A 20,444-nucleotide genomic window follows, 5' to 3' on the forward strand; every position below is an offset into this window, starting at 1 on the left:
AATTTCGTAATTTAATCACCTTTAAAGGCTCTTTTTACTTTATCAAAAAAACTTTCTTCATGTTCATCAGGCTTTGAACCGCTTATGTCCGCAAATTCTCTTAAAAGATCTTTTTGCTTTTCAGTTAAGTTTGTCGGCGTTAATACACGTAAAATAACGTATTGATCTCCCTGACCATACCCTCTTACATTTGGCACACCTTTCCCAGATAAACGGAATTTCTTACCAGTCTGTGTTCCTGCTGGTACTTTTAATTTCACTTTTCCATGCAATGTCGGTACCTGGATTTCATCCCCAAGTGCTGCCTGCGCAAACGTTAATGGCATTTCACAATAGATATCATCGCCATCTCTTTCAAAGAATTCATGATCTCTTACGTTGAACACGACATAAAGGTCACCTGGAGGTCCACCATTTACACCTGGTTCTCCTTGTGCAGAAACACGTAATTGCTGACCATCATCTACACCTGCAGGAATTTTCACTGAAATTTTCTTCCGTTTTTTCACCTTTCCGGTTCCACGGCAAGTTCCACATTTATGTTTGATCATTTTCCCTGTACCTTCACAGTGGTGACAAACACGGCGATTTACTATACGGCCAAATGGTGTATTTTGTTCAACGCTTTGTTGCCCGCTACCACCACAATGTGTACATGTTTCCGGTTTTGTTCCCTTTTGAGCGCCTGACCCATCACATGTTTCACAAGTTTCTTCTCTAGGAATTTCAATTGTTGTTTCTTTACCGAATACAGCCTCATCAAAATCCAATGTCATTGTATATTGCAGGTCGGCACCTTGTCTTGGTGCATTTGGGTCTCTTCTACGAGTTCCGCCACCAAAGATTGAGCTGAAAATATCTTCAAATCCAAAGCCGTCTCCACCAAATCCGGCACCGCCACCGAAACCTTGGTTCGGATCAGTATGACCGAATTGATCATAATGAGCTTTCTTTTGATCATCACTTAATGTTTCATAAGCTTCCGTAATTTCTTTGAATTTTGCATCAGCATCAGCTTCTTTGTTAATGTCCGGATGATATGTTTTTGAAAGCTTTCGATAAGCTTTTTTTATCTCATCCTTACTCGCGTTCTTACTTAACCCGAGGACTTCATAGTAATCACGCTTGCTCATAATTTCTCACTCCCGATTTTCTCACATAAGGTAAATTGTATCACTCAAAAGAGATGAAAAGCAACATAATTATCTATACATATAATGCTTTTCATTTTAATAAAAAAATCCGGCTTGTCACCAGGTCATAATGGGGAAGCCTTCGTTTTTCATATACGATCATCCATAACATTTTTATATTTTCTGATCGTGCAAAAAAAAGTCAAAGTCAAGACGCACCCTGACTTTGACTTTTTACCTTAGATTGACTTATTTTTTGTCGTCATCATTTACTTCTTCAAATTCAGCATCTACAACATCATCAGCTTTGCTGCCTGCATCTCCGCCTTGTTGCTGCGCACCTGCTGCTTGCTGAGCTTGTTCATAAAGCTTCACTGAAAGCTCCTGTACGATAGTTTGAAGAGCTTCTTTTTTCGCTTTAATTTCTTCTAAGTTATTACTTTCAATCGCTGATTTTAAAGCATCCTTCGCTTCATTCGCTTTTGCTACTTCAGCTTCGTCTACTTTTCCTTCAAGATCTTTTAACGTTTTCTCTGTTTGGAAGACTAATTGATCTGCTTCATTACGAAGTTCCACTTCTTCTTTACGCGCTTTATCAGCATCAGCGTTTTCTTCCGCTTCTTTTACCATACGGTCGATTTCATCATCTGATAATCCAGTGTTTGATTTAATCGTAATGGCTTGCTCTTTGTTTGTACCTAAATCTTTCGCACGAACATTTACGATACCATTTTTATCAATATCAAAGGATACTTCAATTTGTGGCACACCACGTGGTGCTGGTGGAATATCAGTTAATTGGAAGCGACCTAATGTTTTGTTGTCAGCTGCCATTGGACGTTCACCTTGTAGTACGTGAATATCTACTGCTGTTTGGTTATCAGCTGCTGTTGAGAACACTTGTGATTTACTTGTTGGGATGGTTGTATTACGTTCAATAAGCTTTGTAAATACACTACCCATTGTTTCAATACCAAGTGAAAGTGGAGTAACGTCAAGTAATACAACATCTTTAACGTCTCCAGTAATAACTCCACCTTGAATTGATGCACCAAGTGCAACAACTTCATCAGGGTTTACACCTTTATGCGGTTCTTTTCCTAATGCTTTTTTAATTGCTTCTTGTACAGCAGGAATACGAGTAGAACCACCAACAAGGATAACTTTATCAATTTCATTTGCTGAAAGATCTGCATCACTTAGTGCTTGACGAACAGGTCCCATTGTTCTTTCTACTAAATCAGATGATAGTTCATCAAATTTCGCACGAGATAGGCTTACTTCTAAGTGAAGCGGTCCAGCTTCTCCAGCTGTAATAAATGGTAATGAGATTTGAGTTGATGTTACACCTGAAAGATCTTTTTTCGCCTTTTCAGCTGCATCTTTTAAACGTTGTAATGCCATTTTATCTTTAGAAAGGTCAATGCCGTTTTCTTTTTTGAATTCAGCAACTAAGTAGTCAATAATAACTTGGTCAAAGTCATCTCCACCTAGACGGTTGTCCCCAGCAGTAGAGCGTACTTCGAATACACCATCACCAAGTTCAAGTACAGATACGTCAAATGTTCCGCCACCTAAGTCATAAACAAGAATCGTTTGATCTTCATCTGTTTTATCTAAGCCATATGCTAGCGCTGCTGCTGTTGGTTCGTTGATAATACGCTCAACTTCTAAACCGGCAATCTTACCGGCATCTTTTGTAGCTTGACGCTCAGCATCATTGAAATATGCCGGAACAGTAATAACTGCTTTTGTAACTGGCTCACCTAAATACTCTTCAGCATATGATTTTAAGTGTTGAAGAATGATCGCTGAAAGTTCTTGAGGTGTAAAGTTTTTACCTTCAACCTCTACTTTGTGATCAGTACCCATATGACGTTTAATAGAGATAATTGTATTTGGGTTAGTGATAGCTTGACGCTTTGCAACCTCACCAACTTGACGTTCACCGTTTTTGAAAGCAACTACAGAAGGTGTTGTACGGTTTCCTTCTGGGTTTGGAATTACTTTCGGTTCTCCGCCTTCTAAAACTGCGACACATGAGTTTGTTGTACCTAAGTCGATACCGATAATTTTACTCATTGAATAGAACCTCCTAATATGTAAGTTTTTTTATTGATTTACTTTTACCATTGCAGGTCGTATGACCCGATCCTTGAGTTTGTAGCCTTTTTGTAGTTCATCTACTACAGTGTTGGATTCAAAGTTGTCATCTTCAACTTGCATAACTGCTTGATGCAGATGTGGATCAAATGGTTCACCAACAGATTTAATTGTTTCTACACCTTCATTTTGAAGGGCTTGAACTAACTGATTGTAAACCATATTCATACCTTGTAATAATGATTTTGTTTGTTCATTATCAGCTTCTATTTGTAACGCTCTTTCAAAGTTATCAAGAGCAGGTAAAATGTCAGAGACAATACTTTGAGCACGATACTTTTGAGCAGCTTCCTGATCTAAGCGAGTGCGGCGTCTAAAGTTATCGAAATCAGCTTGATTTCGAAGCATTTTATTTTCTGTTTCGTCAAGCTTCGCTTGTAATTCAGCAATTTTTGCAGTTGTTTCATCAGCAGTTTCTTCAGCTTCTTCAACAGTAACATCTTCTGCATCAACTACTTCAACTTCGACTTCTTCAGTGTCTTGTGTATCTACTGTTTCTTCTTGTTCTGCAACGTTTTTCTCATTTGACACGATGTTTCACCTCCCTTAAAGAAATCGTTATATCATATGATTTATATGCATAGGAATCGGATGGAATAGAGTATATCCCATCCATATATCAATATAACCAAGCTTATCTTTCGTGATACAATTCGGTAAGGGTTTTAGAAAGGTCACGGGTCATTCTTGTTAATAAGCTGATCACTCGTGAATACTCCATTCTTGTCGGACCTAATACAGCAATTGTACCGAATTGATTTTCTCCTAGAGAATATGTTGCTGTTATCAAGCTACAATTTTCCATTGCGGAATTATCATTCTCTTTACCGATTTTAATTGTTATTCCCGTGTTGTTGCTTTTTAATAGACCATATAATTCTTTTTCATGTTCAATCATCGTTAATAACGACCTAATTCTGCCGATATCTGAAAACTCGGGTTGGCTTAGCATATTAGTCTTACCGCCAAAATAAATCTTTTCAACTGAGTCTAACTTTAATGATCCAGCCATGATCCTTAATAGCATATCATAGTTTTCAATATGATCTTTAAGAACTGTGACAACTTCTTTGAAAATTTTATTCTGCAGCTCAACTAGAGGAACCCCGACTAATCTTTCATTTAAAATATTGACCATTTTTTCAATATCACCAGGGTCAAGTGATCCTGGAAATGTAATGGTTCGATTTTCAACATGACCGGTATTTGTCACAATGATAGCTACCGCTGTATCATGATTTATCGGGACTATTTGTAACCTTTTTAAGCGATTTTCATTCACTTTAGGCCCGAGTACAATCGATGTATAATTTGTCAATTCCGACAAAATTTGCGCTGATTTTTGAACAACCTTTTCTAGTTCAAATATTTTCTCAGCATAAATTGATTTAATTTGTGATACTTCTGTTTTCGTTAATCTCTGTGGAGATAATAAATGGTCCACATAATAGCGATATCCCTTCTCAGAAGGAACACGTCCAGAAGAACTATGGGTTTTTTCAATAAATCCAAGGTCCTCTAAGTCAGCCATCTCGTTCCTTATAGTAGCCGAGCTAAACGTTATATCGTCTTTTTTCGCTAATGATCGAGAACCTACAGGCTGAGCTGAATGAATAAAATCATCAATTATTACTTGAAGGATTAACAATTGGCGATCTGTAAGCATTATTCATCACCTCTGTTAGCACTCTTTAAGAGTGAGTGCTAAATATATATAAAAAGTTATCAAAACCAAAATAAATTGTCAATTAATAAATACATGAATTTTTATCCAGATTTATGAGATCAAGAACTCTTGAAATACTTCATTACCCAATAATTTACCTTTTCGTGTTAAGAAAATAGACTTTTCAGTATCAACTAATAATCCTTTATGAACTAATTGCTTAATTTGTTCTCCAAACTTACTTTCTAGTGTTAAATCAAATTTCCCAAAAAACCTTTCCTTATAAACACCTTCAACTTTGCGGAGTCCTAAAAACATTTCCTCTTCCATTGCCTCTTCCATACTCACTTGATGTTGAGATTGAAAAGCAGATCCTAGTTCAAGCACATTTTCCATATATTTTTTAACAGGTCCGACATTTGATGTTCTAATCCCATCTTCATAGCCATGTGCGCCGGCTCCAAAACCATAATAGTACTCATTATTCCAATATGTGATATTGTGGTTACTTTCATAGCCCGGTATCGCATAATTACTAATTTCATATTGTTTGAATCCCTGTTTCTCCATTTCTTCCATTGCCAGCTCGTACATAATCGCTTCCTGCTCTTGAGGCGGCAATGATAATCTCCCCTTTTGCATAAGATTATAGAATACAGTTTTAGGTTCAATAATTAAGGAATAAGCTGAATAGTGTTTAACATTTAACGTAAAAGCTGTTTCAAGAGTTTTCTTAAACTGCTCTACCGTTTGGCCGGGAAGAGCATACATGAGATCTAAACTTATATTATCAAAGCCTGCCTTTTCAGCCTGATGGACCGTTCTAAACACATCTTCCGTTCGATGAACACGCCCAATTTTCTTTAATAACTCATCATCAAAGCTCTGAACTCCTATACTTAAACGATTTACACCGGCATTTTTTAATACGGACAACTTCTCTTCTGTTAACTCTCCGGGATTTGCTTCAACTGCAAACTCTACAAGCTGATTTTCAGGAAGTAATTCACTTGTAATTCCTTCAAATAGCCGATCTAACTGTTTTGCTGATAATGCTGTTGGTGTTCCTCCACCTATAAATATTGTCTTAAGAGGGTGTTCCCGGCTAATTTCACTTCTATGATGCATCTCTTTAATGACCATTTCAATATATTCATCAACAGGCTGTTGTTTAAAGAATACTTTATTAAAGTCACAATAGTGACATATATGATGACAAAAGGGGATGTGAATGTAAGCTGATTGAATCATTATTTCACCTTCTAATTAAGAAGCCGCAGACATCGCTGCGGCATCAGTTTATTTCAGTTTAATGGTATCAAGTATAGCACAGGCTACTTTTTGATGAAAAAGATCAGCTTTCATCCATTCGTAGTACTGCCATAAATGCTTCCTGCGGCACTTCTACTGAACCGACTTGCTTCATACGTTTTTTACCTTCTTTTTGCTTTTCTAAGAGCTTACGTTTACGGGAAATATCTCCACCGTAACATTTTGCAAGTACGTTTTTACGCATAGCTTTTATTGTGGACCTAGCCACAATTTTTTGACCAATTGCTGCTTGAATTGGTACTTCGAATTGTTGACGTGGAATTAGTTCCTTTAGTTTTTCAACAATCATCTTTCCACGGTCGTATGCTGAATCACGATGAACAATAAATGAAAGAGCATCTATTTTTTCAGCATTTAACAGAATATCCATCTTCACCAATGTTGATGTCTTATACCCTATTAATTCATAATCAAATGAAGCATACCCCTTCGTGTTTGATTTTAATTGATCAAAGAAATCATACACAATTTCTGACAACGGAATCTCGTAATTTATGCTCACACGATTTTCATCCAAGTATTGCATGTCGATAAAGTTCCCGCGTTTTTTCTGGCAAAGTTCCATAACTGCACCGACATAATCGTTCGGAACCATAATTGCCGCCTTTACATAAGGCTCTTCAATATGGTCTATTTTTTGAGGGTCTGGCATGTTAGAAGGGTTATCTACTCTAATTGTCTCCCCATCTGTTAAATGAACATCATAGATAACACTCGGAGCAGTTGTAATTAAGTCAATTTTGAATTCACGTTCAATTCGCTCCTGGATTATCTCCATGTGTAGTAATCCCAGGAACCCGCAACGGAACCCAAACCCTAAGGCTTGTGATGTCTCTGGCTCAAATTGAAGAGAAGAGTCGTTTAACTCAAGTTTTTCTAAAGCTTCGCGTAAATCATTATATTTTGCCGTATCGATTGGATATAGACCACAGAAAACCATAGGATTAAGCTTACGATAACCCGGAAGTGCCTGAGTTGCCCCATTTTTTGCATTTGTAATCGTATCACCGACACGAGTATCTCCGACATTTTTAATAGCTGCTGTTAAAAAACCTACGTCCCCGACATTTAATTCTTTTAACTGTACAGGCTTTGGATTAAATACCCCTACTTCAGTTACTTCAAATTCTTTACCTGTAGCCATCATCCTAATCTTTTGACCCACTTTAACCGTTCCTTCTACGACACGGATATAGGCAACTACTCCGCGGTAAGCATCATATAAAGAGTCAAAAATCAAAGCTTTTAATGGTCCTTCAGGATCCCCCTGTGGTGCAGGAACTTTCTCAACTACTTGCTCCAGAATTTCTTCAATTCCAATACCAGCCTTAGCAGAAGCTAATACTGCTTCTGAAGCGTCTAGGCCGATTACATCCTCAACCTCTTGACGAACACGTTCTGGATCAGCACTTGGTAGATCGATTTTATTAATAACAGGTAATATTTCTAAATCATTATCAAGAGCTAAATACACGTTTGCCAATGTTTGTGCTTCAATTCCTTGAGCTGCGTCTACAACAAGGATCGCTCCTTCACATGCTGCAAGGCTTCGTGAAACCTCGTATGTAAAGTCGACATGTCCTGGTGTATCAATTAAATGGAAGGTGTATTCCTCTCCATCTTTCGCTTTATATTTCAATTGAACAGCATTTAATTTTATTGTAATTCCACGTTCTCTTTCCAAATCCATAGAATCTAATAATTGATTCTTCATTTCACGCTGAGTTAATGCAGATGTTTTTTCTAAAATACGATCTGCTAGAGTTGATTTACCATGATCAATATGGGCAATGATCGAAAAATTCCGTATTTTCGATTGCCTATTTAATTTTTCTTCTCTGTTCATATTATGACTTCACTCCTACATAGCTTACAAATACACTATTTCTCATTATATCAACTGGCAAATCAACATTCAATGGATAATAAACGTGCATTGAACAAAGTTTATTCCATCAAGAAATGATTCTGTATATATTGGTTGCAAAAAAGCCAGGAAAGTTGCAAGAAAAATATATAACCTGCAAAATTCTGCTGTACATTGCAAAATTCCAGACAAAGTTGCAAAATCGAGGGAAACTGGCCATTGAAAGCAACTATTTACAGTAGATAAGAAAGAATATTGAGTTCCAAACAATAAAAAACTGTCAAAAGATACAGTATATAATGTACTCTTTTGACAGCTTTTTCATTAATTTTTGCTTTTATGATTCATCCATCCATTAACTCTGTTACTATTTTAAGCAAAGATGATACACCACTGCTAACAATATTGGCAAATTGTTTACCTAATTGAGAGAATATATTAAAAGCTTCAATTTGTTCTAACTGTTCTTGTTTTTTTTGAAGGTCTTGGCTTGTAACCTCATTCCCCAGGATTGAAGCTTCTACGTCACCAGTTTCATTACTATCAATTTGGAAAGCACCTTGAAAATCAGGATCATTGTAGCCCTTCATTTTAATCATCCCTTGATTAGCTTGTTGCATCCCTATAAGTACTCCAAAAAGCAGAACAGAACAAAGAACAATGCATTTTAACATAAATTTCACCATCTTGCTTCCCTCACAATAAGTTTACTTTTTTTCAGAAGAAGTTTCCCCATTCACCTTTTCTGCTTGCCAATAGTATTCACTAAAAACATCTGCCACTGCTGCAATTGTATTTTTCAATTCGTCGATGTTATTATCCACACCTCCAAATTCAAGAAGCATGGCATTATTTGATAAATCTTGATTATAAACTCCGTTGTAGCCTTTACCACCTTGTTCAAAAATACCTCTACTTAAACCTGGATATTTTTCTTGCAGTAAATCATGAAGATCTTTTGCCAGCTGTTCATTTTTTTCCGCTGTTGGATTGTCTCCACCTATAACAAATGCAAGCTTCGCGTACGATTTGTCCCCAATTTTTATGGTTGTGACATCCTTCCTTTGTGAATCACGGTGAATGTCAATCATATACGTTAGGTCCTGATTACTCGCCATTGCACTTTGAACTATTGGACGAGAAGCTGTATAAGACTTGGCATAGTTCCAACCTTTTTGCTTCAAATTGTCTTGAATATCGGTTGTTTCCACTTGACTTCCAATTCCTTCTTCTTTAAGGGCTTTTCCTAATAGTTCACTAACCATTGTTACATTAGCCTTGGAATGAATGGCCCGATTTGGATCGTCTTCACCCTCTAAAAGAGGAAGGTATGACTCCGTATTATGCGTGTTGTAAATGTACACTACTTTTTTGTCACCTGTTGTTAATGCCGGAGGAGTTTTAGGTTCACCATCATCAGCATTGACAACATCATTTTTATCAATTGACGCTTCTCTTTCTTGAAGTAATACTTCTGTTGGTGGTGGTGATTCATATGGCATATTTGTATAGTTCGTCCCATCTCCGGCAACAACAATTTCACTGTCAAAGAGAGAAAAACCCGGTAACTCCCGTCCTAAAAGGCTTCGCGGATCATCAGGGTTAATGCTTGTTGCCACTTTAAACATAATAGAGGAAAGTTTTATTGGCTCGGCTTTTTCCGGCATAGCAGAAACAAAATAACGGTTTTCCGCTCCTAACAATTGCAAGAATGCCTCACTATCAATGTGTTTTGTTAAATCATGAATAGATGAAGAAGTTAATCGGTATTCCGGCTTTAACGATGTTAAAATACCGGAAAGTAAAAAGGTTATGACCAAAACAATGAAGCTTATGACGATTCCCTTTTTTATGCTTGTCCCATTTAAGGTAACAATCATATTGCGACTAGTAGTAGTACGCTTCATTCTTATATCCTCCTTATGCTTGTCTACTAAAATGTATGTACAAGCATAAGAAAGTAGAACAACGTGTTAATGGGTATAACCGCCTGAATTACTCTGATCCACTTGTTGATGAAGGGCTGAGTTTAAGCCACTTGCAATAACATTTGCCATGTCATCAATAAATGTATCCACCTCTTTAGGTGTTACCATTAAATTATGTCCCAGAGGTGCAAGCACTTCGTGAATGAGCTTGCGCTTCTCATCATCCTCCAACCCCCCCACAATACCCAAAAATTGTTGGCGATGTTCATCACTTGGTAAATCCTCATCTGTTAACACACGGCGTTCGCCAAAATTCATTCCTGCCGGTGTTAATGATCTTGACGGCCTGTTACCTTCGTTCATTTCTCGACCGAAATGCTTTAAAATATAATCGATCGTATCACTTGTTATGGATACAGCGTCTACTACTGTCGGGATCCCGATAGCAATAACAGGGATGCCGAATGTTTCTTTACTTAATGCCTTTCGTTTATTCCCAACTCCTGACCCGGGGTGGATACCTGTATCTGAGATTTGAATAGTCGTATTTACACGTTCTATTGATCTAGCAGCCAACGCATCAATAGCAATAACAAAATCCGGTTTTGACTGCTCGATTACACCGGAAATAATGTCACTTGTTTCAATACCTGTTAATCCCATAACACCTGGCGCTATAGCACTAACCGGCCTGAACCCTTCTTCAATATTCTCGGGTTGAAGCTTAAATAAATGTCTTGTAATTAGAAGGTTTTCTACTGCAAGAGGACCAAGAGCATCTGGTGTTACATTCCAATTACCGAGTCCAACGACTAAACAGCTTGCATCTTTAGGTATATTTAAATCAGATATAAACTGACTGAAATGTTTTGCAAAAACTTCAATGACTTTTTCTTGAAGCTCTGTGTCTTTTTGTCTTATCCCTTGAACTTCTAGCGTTAAATATTTCCCTGCTTTTTTTCCAACAATTTCAGAACCCTGTTCATCTATTTCCAATGAGGAAAGACCTACTCCCTCTTCCTCCCACTCTTTTATAATAACACCGCTTATATTTGATGTATTTTCAACCTCTGTCTGCTCAAGTGCCATCGCCCTTGCTTCAACTGCCAAGTCTGTTCGAACCGAATATTTACTTAAATCAAGTGACTTATCCATTTTTCATTACCTCCCATTTCATTATTCCTACTTTATAGCCTTGCCATTTATACACGGAAACATTCTCTAATTTTTGTTCAAAATGGAAGGAGAAATTCCACTTGAATCCAAAATGAAATAAATTTTAATGGCTTTCAATGTATTTTCCTTTACATTAGTATTGCAATATGGGTAGCTGTTTGATAGAATATCTTTTGTTCATGTAAAGGAAATGGTCGAGTAATATAGATCTCGATTTACTTCTTAGGAGGTGAAAGATATGCCAAATATTAAATCTGCAATCAAACGCGTAAAAACTAGCAATGAGCGTAATGCACATAACTCTGCTATCAAATCAGCAATGCGTTCTGCTATTAAAAAAGTAGATGCACTAGTTTTAAACAATGATGCTGATAATGCAAAAACTGCACTAGTTGAAGCAAACAGCAAAATTGATAAAGCTGCACAAAGCGGTTTAGTACACAAAAACACTGCTGCTCGTTACAAATCACGTTTAGCAAAAAGTGTTAACGGATTAACTGCATAATTTTAAGAGAAAAATACGCAGGAGCTTTTAGAGTCCCTGCTATCAAATCTTTCTCAAACAAAAAAAAACGATCCGGTTTGGATCGTTTTTTGTTATTTTTCATTAAACAATTTTAATAAAAATAGCTCTATTAGTAGCTGTTTATCTTTTTTCCCTGTCTTCATTTCGTAATCTGCCTCAGCTAACTCCATTAATATCTTGGCCAATTCTTCGGTTTGAAATAGCTTGGCTTGTTGTAAGGCAAGCTTGACTCTGAAAGGATGTACTTTTACAGTTGTTGCAATCTGCTGCTGACCATATCCTACAGTAGACAATTCCTTGACCTGTAAAATCAGGCGAAATTGATTAACTAATAGAGATAGAATTTTAATTGGTTCTTCATTGTTTTTTAATAGGTCATAGAATATTTGCAAAGCATGTTTGCTTCTTTTATGAATAACATGATCAATTAAGTCAAATATATTTTGCTCAAGTGTCCTGGCGACAAGAAGATTAACTGTATCAACTGTAACGATTCCACCTTCTCCCACATATGTACTGAGCTTTTGTAACTCTTGATGAATAACCATTAGATCCCCTGCTGTTAATAAAAGCAGCTGATTAACGGCATCTCCTTCTAGTTCAACTTGCGTTTCCCTAGCAACATTTACCATCCACTTTATTGTATCCGCATCTGATAGTGACTTCATTTCAAGTACTGTCGCTTGCTTTTTTAACAGCTTTGTAATCTTTTTCCGCTCATCTAATTTTTCATATGGCGCAACAAATACGACAACTGTATATGGGGCAGGTGAATGTAAATACTGTTCAAGTTTTTCAATACGATGTTCCACTTTTTCCTTCTTTTTTTCACTTGTTAAAAACACAGGATTTTTTATTACCACAACACGGCGCTCTCCCATAAATGGCAGAGTTTCCGCATCCTCAATGGCTGTTTCAATTGCCGTATCCTCCATGTCATACATAGATAAATTAAAATCTTTTTCCTCTTCAAGTAAAGAAGCTTGAACTATATAGCGCAATGTTTCTTGCATTAAAAAAGCCTCTTCTCCTAAAAGTAAATATACGGGGGTTAATTTTTTATTCTGGATATCCTTCCATACATCAAAAATCATCTTTATTCTCCAATCGTTCATTTCACTTCACTTATCGTAAAATGAAACCATCACTTTGGCAAGTATGAAAAGGAAACTCTATTTGCATTTACCAGGCTTTTTTTTATAAAATAATTGTAAGGGACCTGAGATTGCAGCTCAGATCCCCTTTCATCTATATGAACGTTCCGATCCAGGGCCTAGGTAACCTGAATACGAAACGATGCCCCAATGTTATCTATAGTGTAGCCATTCAACTTAAAATTATTTGTGAGTAATCAAGGCAACAATGGAAAGAAATAGCCTTTGTTAAGTAGAAGATAATGTAGATTTTTTTAGTGTAATCGCTTATACTAAATATGATATAGGAGGGGTAAACGTGAACGAATTTGAAAAGAACGTCCAAAGTAAGCGTAATGATGCTGTCGATTCAGGTGTAGGATTTGTTGTCTCATTTGGATTCTTCGCGACAATTTTCATTATTGCTACTGTTGTAAAACTAATTGCTACATAACTATGATTGACTACATAAGAGACTGCTCCTTGCAGTCTCTTTTTTCTTTCTATTTTACTTCATCATATGGAGGGTGAATCGAAAAGGTTCCATTTGTTCCTTTAAATTCATATAAAATTCCTCCATGTAAATCAGTCCTAAATATTTTAATATCTCGACTTTTTAATTTTTCAATTACCTCAAGATGAGGATGTTGATATCTGTTGTTATATCCTGCAGAAATAATAGCTACAGATGGTGATAAAGCATCTAAAAACAGTTCAGATGTCGAACCCTTACTCCCGTGATGACCAACTTTTAGAACATCAGCTTGTATGCCTGGGTATTTTCTAAGAAGTTTTTCTTCACTACCGTGTTCAGCATCACCTGTAAATAACCACTCCACACCTCCTAACTCAGTCCACAAAACGAGAGAATCATCATTTTTGCTGTCAGTTAGCTCCTGGGGGGATACTATATAAAAAGGAAAACCATTAAAAATCAACTGATTACCGGCACGCACAACCTCCACATTAGTATTGTTTTCATTTGCTATATCTATCACCTCTTTTTCAACATCTCCTCTTACAAACCCTTCCGGGACAATTAGGTCCTCAATCTTTATTTGATTTATGAGTTCTACCGCCTCACCAATATGGTCAACATCACCATGGGTTAGAAATAGACCATTTATTTTTGTTATTCCAATTGATTTTAAATACGGTATTGTGATGTTTTCTACAAGAGAATATGTGCTTTTGGTTTTTTCCCATTCTTCTTGCGGAAAAGAAATTCTCCCACCTGTGTCAATCAGGAAAACCCCCTTATTAAACGGCAATTGTATTAACACTGAATCACCTTGTCCTACGTCGATAAACATAACTTTCCCATACGGATTCACATGAATAGAAGAAACTTGAATAATAAATAACAACATTAAAATTCCTACAGAATGACAGACTTTATTTATTGAAACTCTTTGTTCTATTCTAAAGAGAAGAAAATATGTTGCAAGACAATATAAGAAGATAAAAATTATAGTTGGTCTCCCAGTTACTAGTGTTGAAAATGGCAATTGCAATACATACAATACAAATTGATGCGAATATGAAAGAATACTATCAAGTAACGAAACAAAGACAGTGCCTAAAGGAGGAAAAGCGATGATGAAGAAAGCAGCGGCAATTGACAGTGGCAAAATAAGGTATGAATAGAATGGTACAAACATCATATTTAAAGGTAAACTTATTAGTGACACTTCAAAAAAGTGGAATAACAAAAGTGGTATTGAACAAATTTGAGCGACGGATGAGACGATGGTTAATACAGCTAAAAAGCTTTTATATTGACTGATTAACTTTGCAGAGAGTAATAAACCTAGACTGACGACAAAAGATAATTGAAATCCAATCTGAAATAAATAATATGGATTAAAAATAAGTAAAAATAAGCAAGTAAAGCTTATGACATCAATAGCTGGAATCTTTAAACGGAATATCTTAATAAGAAAATAAAGTATTACCATAAAAGATGCACGAATAACAGAGGGAGATCCTCCCGTTATGACCATATATATTGGCAATAATACAAGGAAGATCAATCTTGCTCTTTCATGAGTAACTCCACAATAAATAATGACATAATATATTCCACCTACTAAAATAGCTACATGAAGGCCAGAAATGGCTAATAAATGGACAATACCTAAGGCTTGGTACCCCTTTTCAACCTCCTCATCAATTAATTGCCTTTCACCAAATAATAAAGCTTGAACAATTCCCTCTGATGAAGGTGGAAAATGAAGTTCAATTAATTCCAACCCCTTCAATCGAATATGTAATAAAAAAGTATCCACTTTAAACTGATTTGGTGAATAACATCTCTCAATTTTTTCGATTTTATATTGCCAATGAATATGTTGGTCATGAAGGTACTGCTTATAGTCAAATGCGTTTGGCATTGTAGCTGCTTTTGGTGTATGTAGCTCCCCTTTAAAAACGCATTGATCACCCGGCTTTAGTTTTTTCACCACTTCTTTTTGCTCTATTGTTTCTATCCTATATCGAAAAGTTAGCTTTTCTTTTTCTTCGTTTTTCATCAGTCCCTTTAGTTGATTTCCATCAACACTTGGAATGGATATTATTTCACCTAGTGTGAAATAATCCCCTTCAGTCAGACTTGATTGATTATGTTTTTCTGTAATTGTAAAAAGGAAAATAAAGAAAAGAATGGTTAAAATATGAAAAACTACGTGAATAGGTTTGAATTTAAGTAGAATATACAGAAGGAATAATAGAGTGAGACATAAAGAAAGAGGATGAAATTGTAAACGGCATATTGATAGTGATAAGGAAGCAGAAATTGCGAAGAAAAGTAACTGACCTTTAATATGCAACACCTCTACAAATTTTTTATATTAAGTTTAAGTCAAGTAGAGAAGGAGGACTAACACTCCACCTCTACTGACCTGACTTAAATTTGGTTATGACAGTATTTGATCTGCTTTGTTTCGAAGAGCTTGTACTACATCATCATCTGTATTTGATTCAGATAGCTTATTAAGTAAGTGTAAGATTAGTTCATCTTTACCCTTGTCAGCCTCACTTATTGTCTTTTCAAATTTAACAAATTCTATTTTGACATCCGCTTGTTCAAAAAGTTCAATAGCATAAGGATGGTTTTTATAATCAGTCGCATAATAAACGGTTTTTATGCCTGCTTGAATTAGTGCTTTACAACATTGTAAGCAGGGAAAATGAGTGACATAAATTTCAGCACCTGCAGTCGGCACTCCGAATTTCGCACATTGCAAAAGAGCATTCATTTCTGCATGAATTGTTCTTACACAATGATTCTCAATCACATAGCAGCCCTCATCTGAACAGTGAACACCTCCTGCAATCGACCCATTATATCCTCCTGCAATAATACGTTTATCTCTAACAATCGTTGCTCCAACAGCTAATCTTGTACAAGTGCTTCTCATTGCCAAAAGATGGCTTTGAGACATAAAATATTGATCCCATGAAATACGGCCCAAGATGTTATCCCCCTACTCGACATTTTTCTTTCTATAGTGTATCTGCAATACTAAATATTCGTCAATTTAAACTTCCTTAATAAAATCATTTTACCGTAATTTCTTCACGTAATTTCTCAAATGATTTATCTCCAATTCCAGTTACTTCGAGAAGATCTTCAATCTTTGTGAAAGGCCCATGTTCCTCGCGATAAGAGATAATTGACTCTGCTTTAGAAGGACCTATTCCTGTAAGTGTTTGAAGTTCCTCACTAGTTGCAAGATTAATATTCACCTTTTTTTGAGAGGGGTCTTCAGCAACATTTTGTGAGATAAAGGGATTTTCTTTTGTTTCTCCTTTAATAGGGATATAAACCACCATTCCATCCTGTAGGGGAGAAGCTAAATTAACTGCTAATTCATCAGCTTTTTCATTTAATCCTCCCGCCTCTTGAATAGCCTCATACACTCTGGAATCCACAGGAACCTCATAAACTCCCGGTTTTAGTACTGCTCCCTTTACATCAATAACAATTGAAGTCCGTTCTTCTCCATTATCAACGTGTTCCTTTTCATTTACGGAAATGGTTTCTTCAAATTCATTCATGTCCATTTCTTCCACCTTAACGACTTCAGATTTCACAGGTTCTTTAGCGTAAAAATAATAAAAACAACAAACAATTAATACACTTATACAAATGATTATCATCCATTTTTTGTTTATTTGTAGATTCACTATTTCAAACTCCTTATTAAATAATCATTAGAAAAACTTGGCTCTTCGCCAAGTCCTACTGGCGAAAGACTTAGATTTTCTTATACTATCATCAATAAAATTTTATACATTTGATAGTATAATTTAACATTTCATATCATATCGTGTAGGAGAGAATTGCATTCTAAGGAGGGGATATACTTTGAATGTAGGTTTTATTGGAACAGGGAACATGGGGAGAATACTTATTGAATCATTCGTTGAGTCGGGTGCTATTAGACCCTCATTCATTTATATGACAAATCGAACAATCACAAAGGCCGAGGTGATAAAAGAAATATATCCAAAGACAAATGTGATGGAAACAGCAGATGAAGTGGTAAAAAGGTCTGATTTAGTTTTTATATGTGTTAAACCATTAGATATACACCCCCTATTAAAAAAACTGGATCACCTTTTAACACCAAACAAGTGCATTGTATCGATTACAAGTCCATTAAGTGTTGAGCAACTAGAATCACTTGTTCATTGTCAAGTAGCACGTGCCATTCCTAGCATTACAAACCGGGCTTTCTCAGGAGTTTCCTTACTCACATTTGGTAACTCATGCCATAAAGAGTCACAAAGAACAATCGAGGAGCTTTTTGAACAAATTTCAAATCCTGTTCAGATTGAAGATGATATTACAAGGGTTTCATCTGACATTGTTAGCTGTGGCCCAGCATTTTTCAGTTATTTACTTCAACGGTTTGTTGATGGGGCTGTAACAGAAACGAATATTTCAAAAGATCAAGCAGTTGTATTAGCCAGTGAAATGATTATTGGGATGGGTAAATTACTTGAAACAGAATTATACACGTTACCTACCTTACAAGAGAAAGTATGTGTAAAAGGTGGAGTAACAGGAAAAGGAATAGAGGTACTGGAAGAAAATGTTGGAGATATGTTTGAGAAAATATTTCAGGCAACACATAAGAAATTCGATGAGGATCTTGTAGAAGTTTCAGAGCAGTTTAGTAAAATACCAAATAAGTAATTCTACTTAAGAATGATAAACTCCTTTATTTATTTAAATTTTTTTAAAAAAAGGTGAACTCACTTAAAATGGAGTTCACCTTTTTTTACAAATGAAAAATATTCTCTCAGTCATATCATTAGGCTCTTTATTTAATTCGAAGTCTCCACAAATGTTTACTATTTCAAAAGAGGCCTCTTTTAACCACAGTGAATATTGTTCGATAGAAAAGGTACGCTGGTAATGGAGCTCATCATAGCGTTCATAACATTCATCTCTTTTCACAAAAAAAGTCATATCATGTTCAATACTATTCGGTTCCTCACCTAAAAAGGAATTCCAAATAAAGCTTACCTCTTCATCTTGATCAGCAAATGTTGCATTTGCGAATACATTGTGAATTTTATGTAGTGAATGGACATCAAAAATAAATAATCCCTCATTTTGAAGCTGTGAATGCACAGCTTCAAACGTTGCTTGTACATCTAGTTCTGTCTCTAAATAATTAAGGGAATCACAACAAATTGTGATGACATCAAAGGGGATGGGGAAATCCGTTAAATGTCGCATGTCTTGCTGAAGAAATAAAATGTTTGCTTTGTTCTTTTCCGCTTTTGACTGCGCGACAGCTAACATATCCTCACTAAGATCAACACCTGTTACTGACAGCTGTTTATCTGCTAATAAAACCGCAATTTCTCCCGTTCCACAACCTATATCTAATAAGGTTGATGCCCCCGGGTGATAGAGTGAAATCGATTCTTCAATAATATTTACCCACAGTTCATAAGGAGCATCCTTCATTAACTGATCATAAATATAGGCGAAGCCTTGATAGATCATTGCTCAAGCTCACTTACAAGATCTTCGATAGGAGCATCTCCCCATAAACGTTCTAAATTATAGTAGCTTCTCTCATCTTTATGAAACACATGTGCTACCACATCACCTAAGTCGATCAATATCCAACGTGCCTCATCAAACCCTTCGAGTCTTCTTACATGAATTCCGTTTTCTTCAGCTTGTTCTTTCATTTCTCTTGCAATGGCCTGTACTTGTTTGTCTGAGTTACCATGACAAATAAGAAAATAATCAGCAATTAATGAAATCCCATCCATATTGAGTGCAACCAGATCCTCTGCACGTTTACTATCAGCTGCTTTTGCTACGATTGTTAAAATATCTCTGCCTGTCATTAACTTGTTTTTCCTCCTTCTAATACTAACCAATTGTATGTCTCTATTGTGTCCGGATATACGGCTTGATTTTTTTTCAGTAAAAATATCATTGTATTTTGTAGAGACTTTAAAAGAGCTTGATTTAAGCTGGTTTCTGCAAGTTCTCTTACTTCTTCCACCCCTGGAAAATGTCTTCCCGGTTCTATATAGTCTGCCACATAAATGATTTTTTCAAGCATTGTCATATTTGGCCGACCGGAAGTATGATATTTTATGGCCTGTAAAACTTCTTTATCCTTAATCCCTACTTCTTTATTAACTAGATATGCTCCAACAGGTGCGTGCCATAGCTCACTATTATGCCTTAATAAAATTGCAGGTATTTCCTGTTCTTTAATGATTTTTTCCATTTCTTCTTTCGGTCTAAATTTAGCGTAATCATGAAAGATGGCTGCCAGTTCCGCCTTTTTGACGTCTCCCCCATATGTTTTTGCAAGCCGGATAGCTGTCTCCATCACACCTAATGTATGAACATATCGATGCTCTGTTATTTGTTCAGCTACTATTTTTAAGGCTTCCTCACGTTCCATATAATTGATTCTCCTCAATATATCTTCTCACATCATCCTGAATAAGAAATTCTGTATTTCCACCTTTTCTTAATCGTTCTCTTAACATTGTTGAAGACACCTCAAACTGTGGTATTTCAACCTCCATTACTGGATAAGGTGTGTTTGTTTGATACCCACTTCTCTTCACACCGACAAAGGTGACCAAGTTGATCACTTCATCGATTTTATGCCAATTTGGCAAATACTCAATCATATCTGCTCCAATGATAAAATAAAACGTATGTTCAGGAAATTCTTCACGTAGCAATCTTAATGTATCATATGTATAAGATGGTCCTTCCCGTTCTAATTCAATTGTATTAACTGAAAAGTCCGCGTGATCCTTTACAGCAATTTTTATCATATTAAGCCGGTGGTCACTGTTAGTAAAATGATCCAGTTGTTTATGAGGAGGAATTTGATTCGGAATAAACCATATTTCAGATAGTGCAAGAGCATGCTGTACTTCACTGGCGATTAATAGGTGGCCAAGATGAGGCGGATCAAAGGTACCACCTAAAATACCTATTTTTTTTGACATCCTCATAT

Annotated in this window: 20 protein-coding genes; 3 read left to right on the forward strand and 17 right to left on the reverse strand. The window is 36.1% G+C overall.

What is annotated here, in order from left to right:
* Nucleotides 1-11: 11 nt before the first annotated feature.
* From dnaJ to gpr, 9 genes are all read right to left on the reverse strand, one after another.
* The gene (gene dnaJ, locus BK577_RS07750; RefSeq protein WP_026558694.1) at nt 12-1,133 is read right to left on the reverse strand and encodes a molecular chaperone DnaJ; all 1,122 of its coding nucleotides are present in this window, start codon (nt 1,131-1,133) and stop codon (nt 12-14) included.
* A gap of 249 nt (nt 1,134-1,382) precedes the next feature.
* Nucleotides 1,383-3,215: a molecular chaperone DnaK gene (gene dnaK, locus BK577_RS07755; protein WP_078432387.1), complete on the reverse strand. Its 1,833-nt coding sequence runs from the start codon at nt 3,213-3,215 to the stop codon at nt 1,383-1,385.
* Between the two features lie 30 nt (nt 3,216-3,245).
* A complete protein-coding gene (gene grpE, locus BK577_RS07760) occupies nt 3,246-3,827 on the reverse strand; it encodes a nucleotide exchange factor GrpE (protein WP_078432388.1) in 582 nt (193 codons plus the stop codon).
* A 103-nt stretch (nt 3,828-3,930) separates the two neighbouring features.
* The gene (gene hrcA, locus BK577_RS07765) at nt 3,931-4,962 is read right to left on the reverse strand and encodes a heat-inducible transcriptional repressor HrcA (protein WP_078432389.1); all 1,032 of its coding nucleotides are present in this window, start codon (nt 4,960-4,962) and stop codon (nt 3,931-3,933) included.
* A 111-nt stretch (nt 4,963-5,073) separates the two neighbouring features.
* Entirely contained in the window at nt 5,074-6,210 is a 1,137-nt protein-coding gene (hemW, locus tag BK577_RS07770; protein WP_245823491.1) for a radical SAM family heme chaperone HemW, read from the reverse strand.
* 106 nt (nt 6,211-6,316) lie between these two features.
* Nucleotides 6,317-8,140, reverse strand: coding sequence for a translation elongation factor 4 (gene lepA / locus BK577_RS07775; RefSeq protein WP_078432391.1), 1,824 nt, complete (start codon nt 8,138-8,140; stop codon nt 6,317-6,319).
* Nucleotides 8,141-8,505: 365 nt separating this feature from the next.
* Nucleotides 8,506-8,847, reverse strand: a complete 342-nt coding sequence (locus BK577_RS07780) for a YqxA family protein (RefSeq protein WP_078432392.1) — start codon at nt 8,845-8,847, stop codon at nt 8,506-8,508.
* 21 nt (nt 8,848-8,868) lie between these two features.
* Nucleotides 8,869-10,068 (reverse strand): stage II sporulation protein P, encoded by a 1,200-nt coding sequence (gene spoIIP / locus BK577_RS07785; RefSeq protein ID WP_078432393.1) that lies wholly within the window; start codon nt 10,066-10,068, stop codon nt 8,869-8,871.
* Between the two features lie 66 nt (nt 10,069-10,134).
* A complete protein-coding gene (gene gpr / locus BK577_RS07790) occupies nt 10,135-11,244 on the reverse strand; it encodes a GPR endopeptidase (protein ID WP_078432394.1) in 1,110 nt (369 codons plus the stop codon).
* A gap of 259 nt (nt 11,245-11,503) precedes the next feature.
* On the opposite strand from gpr, the gene rpsT reads away from it, so the two are divergent.
* Complete coding sequence (rpsT, locus tag BK577_RS07795; protein ID WP_078432395.1) at nt 11,504-11,770, forward strand: 30S ribosomal protein S20; 267 nt, start codon at nt 11,504-11,506, stop codon at nt 11,768-11,770.
* A 92-nt stretch (nt 11,771-11,862) separates the two neighbouring features.
* Here rpsT and holA read toward each other — a convergent pair whose 3' ends face one another.
* Nucleotides 11,863-12,885, reverse strand: a complete 1,023-nt coding sequence (holA, locus tag BK577_RS07800; RefSeq protein WP_078432396.1) for a DNA polymerase III subunit delta — start codon at nt 12,883-12,885, stop codon at nt 11,863-11,865.
* Nucleotides 12,886-13,243: 358 nt separating this feature from the next.
* Between holA and BK577_RS07805 the strand changes: the two genes are divergently transcribed.
* Entirely contained in the window at nt 13,244-13,378 is a 135-nt protein-coding gene (locus BK577_RS07805; RefSeq protein ID WP_078432397.1) for a YqzM family protein, read from the forward strand.
* Nucleotides 13,379-13,427: 49 nt separating this feature from the next.
* Here BK577_RS07805 and BK577_RS07810 read toward each other — a convergent pair whose 3' ends face one another.
* The 3 genes from BK577_RS07810 to BK577_RS07820 all read right to left on the reverse strand — a co-directional run bounded on the left by BK577_RS07810 (nt 13,428) and on the right by BK577_RS07820 (nt 17,085).
* The gene (locus BK577_RS07810; protein ID WP_078432398.1) at nt 13,428-15,755 is read right to left on the reverse strand and encodes a DNA internalization-related competence protein ComEC/Rec2; all 2,328 of its coding nucleotides are present in this window, start codon (nt 15,753-15,755) and stop codon (nt 13,428-13,430) included.
* A gap of 84 nt (nt 15,756-15,839) precedes the next feature.
* Nucleotides 15,840-16,397, reverse strand: a complete 558-nt coding sequence (locus tag BK577_RS07815) for a ComE operon protein 2 (RefSeq protein ID WP_078432399.1) — start codon at nt 16,395-16,397, stop codon at nt 15,840-15,842.
* Between the two features lie 85 nt (nt 16,398-16,482).
* Entirely contained in the window at nt 16,483-17,085 is a 603-nt protein-coding gene (locus BK577_RS07820) for a helix-hairpin-helix domain-containing protein (protein WP_078433497.1), read from the reverse strand.
* A 208-nt stretch (nt 17,086-17,293) separates the two neighbouring features.
* Here BK577_RS07820 and comER point away from each other — a divergent pair, with 208 nt between their 5' ends.
* The gene (gene comER / locus BK577_RS07825; protein WP_078432400.1) at nt 17,294-18,127 is read left to right on the forward strand and encodes a late competence protein ComER; all 834 of its coding nucleotides are present in this window, start codon (nt 17,294-17,296) and stop codon (nt 18,125-18,127) included.
* A 75-nt stretch (nt 18,128-18,202) separates the two neighbouring features.
* Here comER and BK577_RS07830 read toward each other — a convergent pair whose 3' ends face one another.
* The 4 genes from BK577_RS07830 to BK577_RS07845 are packed head-to-tail and all read right to left on the reverse strand — an operon-like array spanning nt 18,203 to nt 20,436.
* Nucleotides 18,203-18,949 (reverse strand): class I SAM-dependent DNA methyltransferase, encoded by a 747-nt coding sequence (locus tag BK577_RS07830; protein ID WP_078432401.1) that lies wholly within the window; start codon nt 18,947-18,949, stop codon nt 18,203-18,205.
* On the reverse strand, nt 18,946-19,302 hold the full coding sequence (gene rsfS / locus BK577_RS07835) for a ribosome silencing factor (RefSeq protein ID WP_078432402.1): 357 nt from the start codon (nt 19,300-19,302) through the stop codon (nt 18,946-18,948). Before rsfS ends, BK577_RS07830 begins: the two co-directional genes overlap by 4 nt.
* Nucleotides 19,302-19,874, reverse strand: a complete 573-nt coding sequence (yqeK, locus tag BK577_RS07840; RefSeq protein ID WP_078432403.1) for a bis(5'-nucleosyl)-tetraphosphatase (symmetrical) YqeK — start codon at nt 19,872-19,874, stop codon at nt 19,302-19,304. The genes rsfS and yqeK overlap by 1 nt, the downstream gene beginning before the upstream one ends.
* Nucleotides 19,864-20,436: a nicotinate-nucleotide adenylyltransferase gene (locus BK577_RS07845; protein WP_245823448.1), complete on the reverse strand. Its 573-nt coding sequence runs from the start codon at nt 20,434-20,436 to the stop codon at nt 19,864-19,866. The genes yqeK and BK577_RS07845 overlap by 11 nt, the downstream gene beginning before the upstream one ends.
* Nucleotides 20,437-20,444: the final 8 nt, after the last annotated feature.

This window comes from Metabacillus halosaccharovorans (genome assembly GCF_002019635.1).
GTDB classification, from domain to species: domain Bacteria; phylum Bacillota; class Bacilli; order Bacillales; family Bacillaceae; genus Metabacillus; species Metabacillus halosaccharovorans.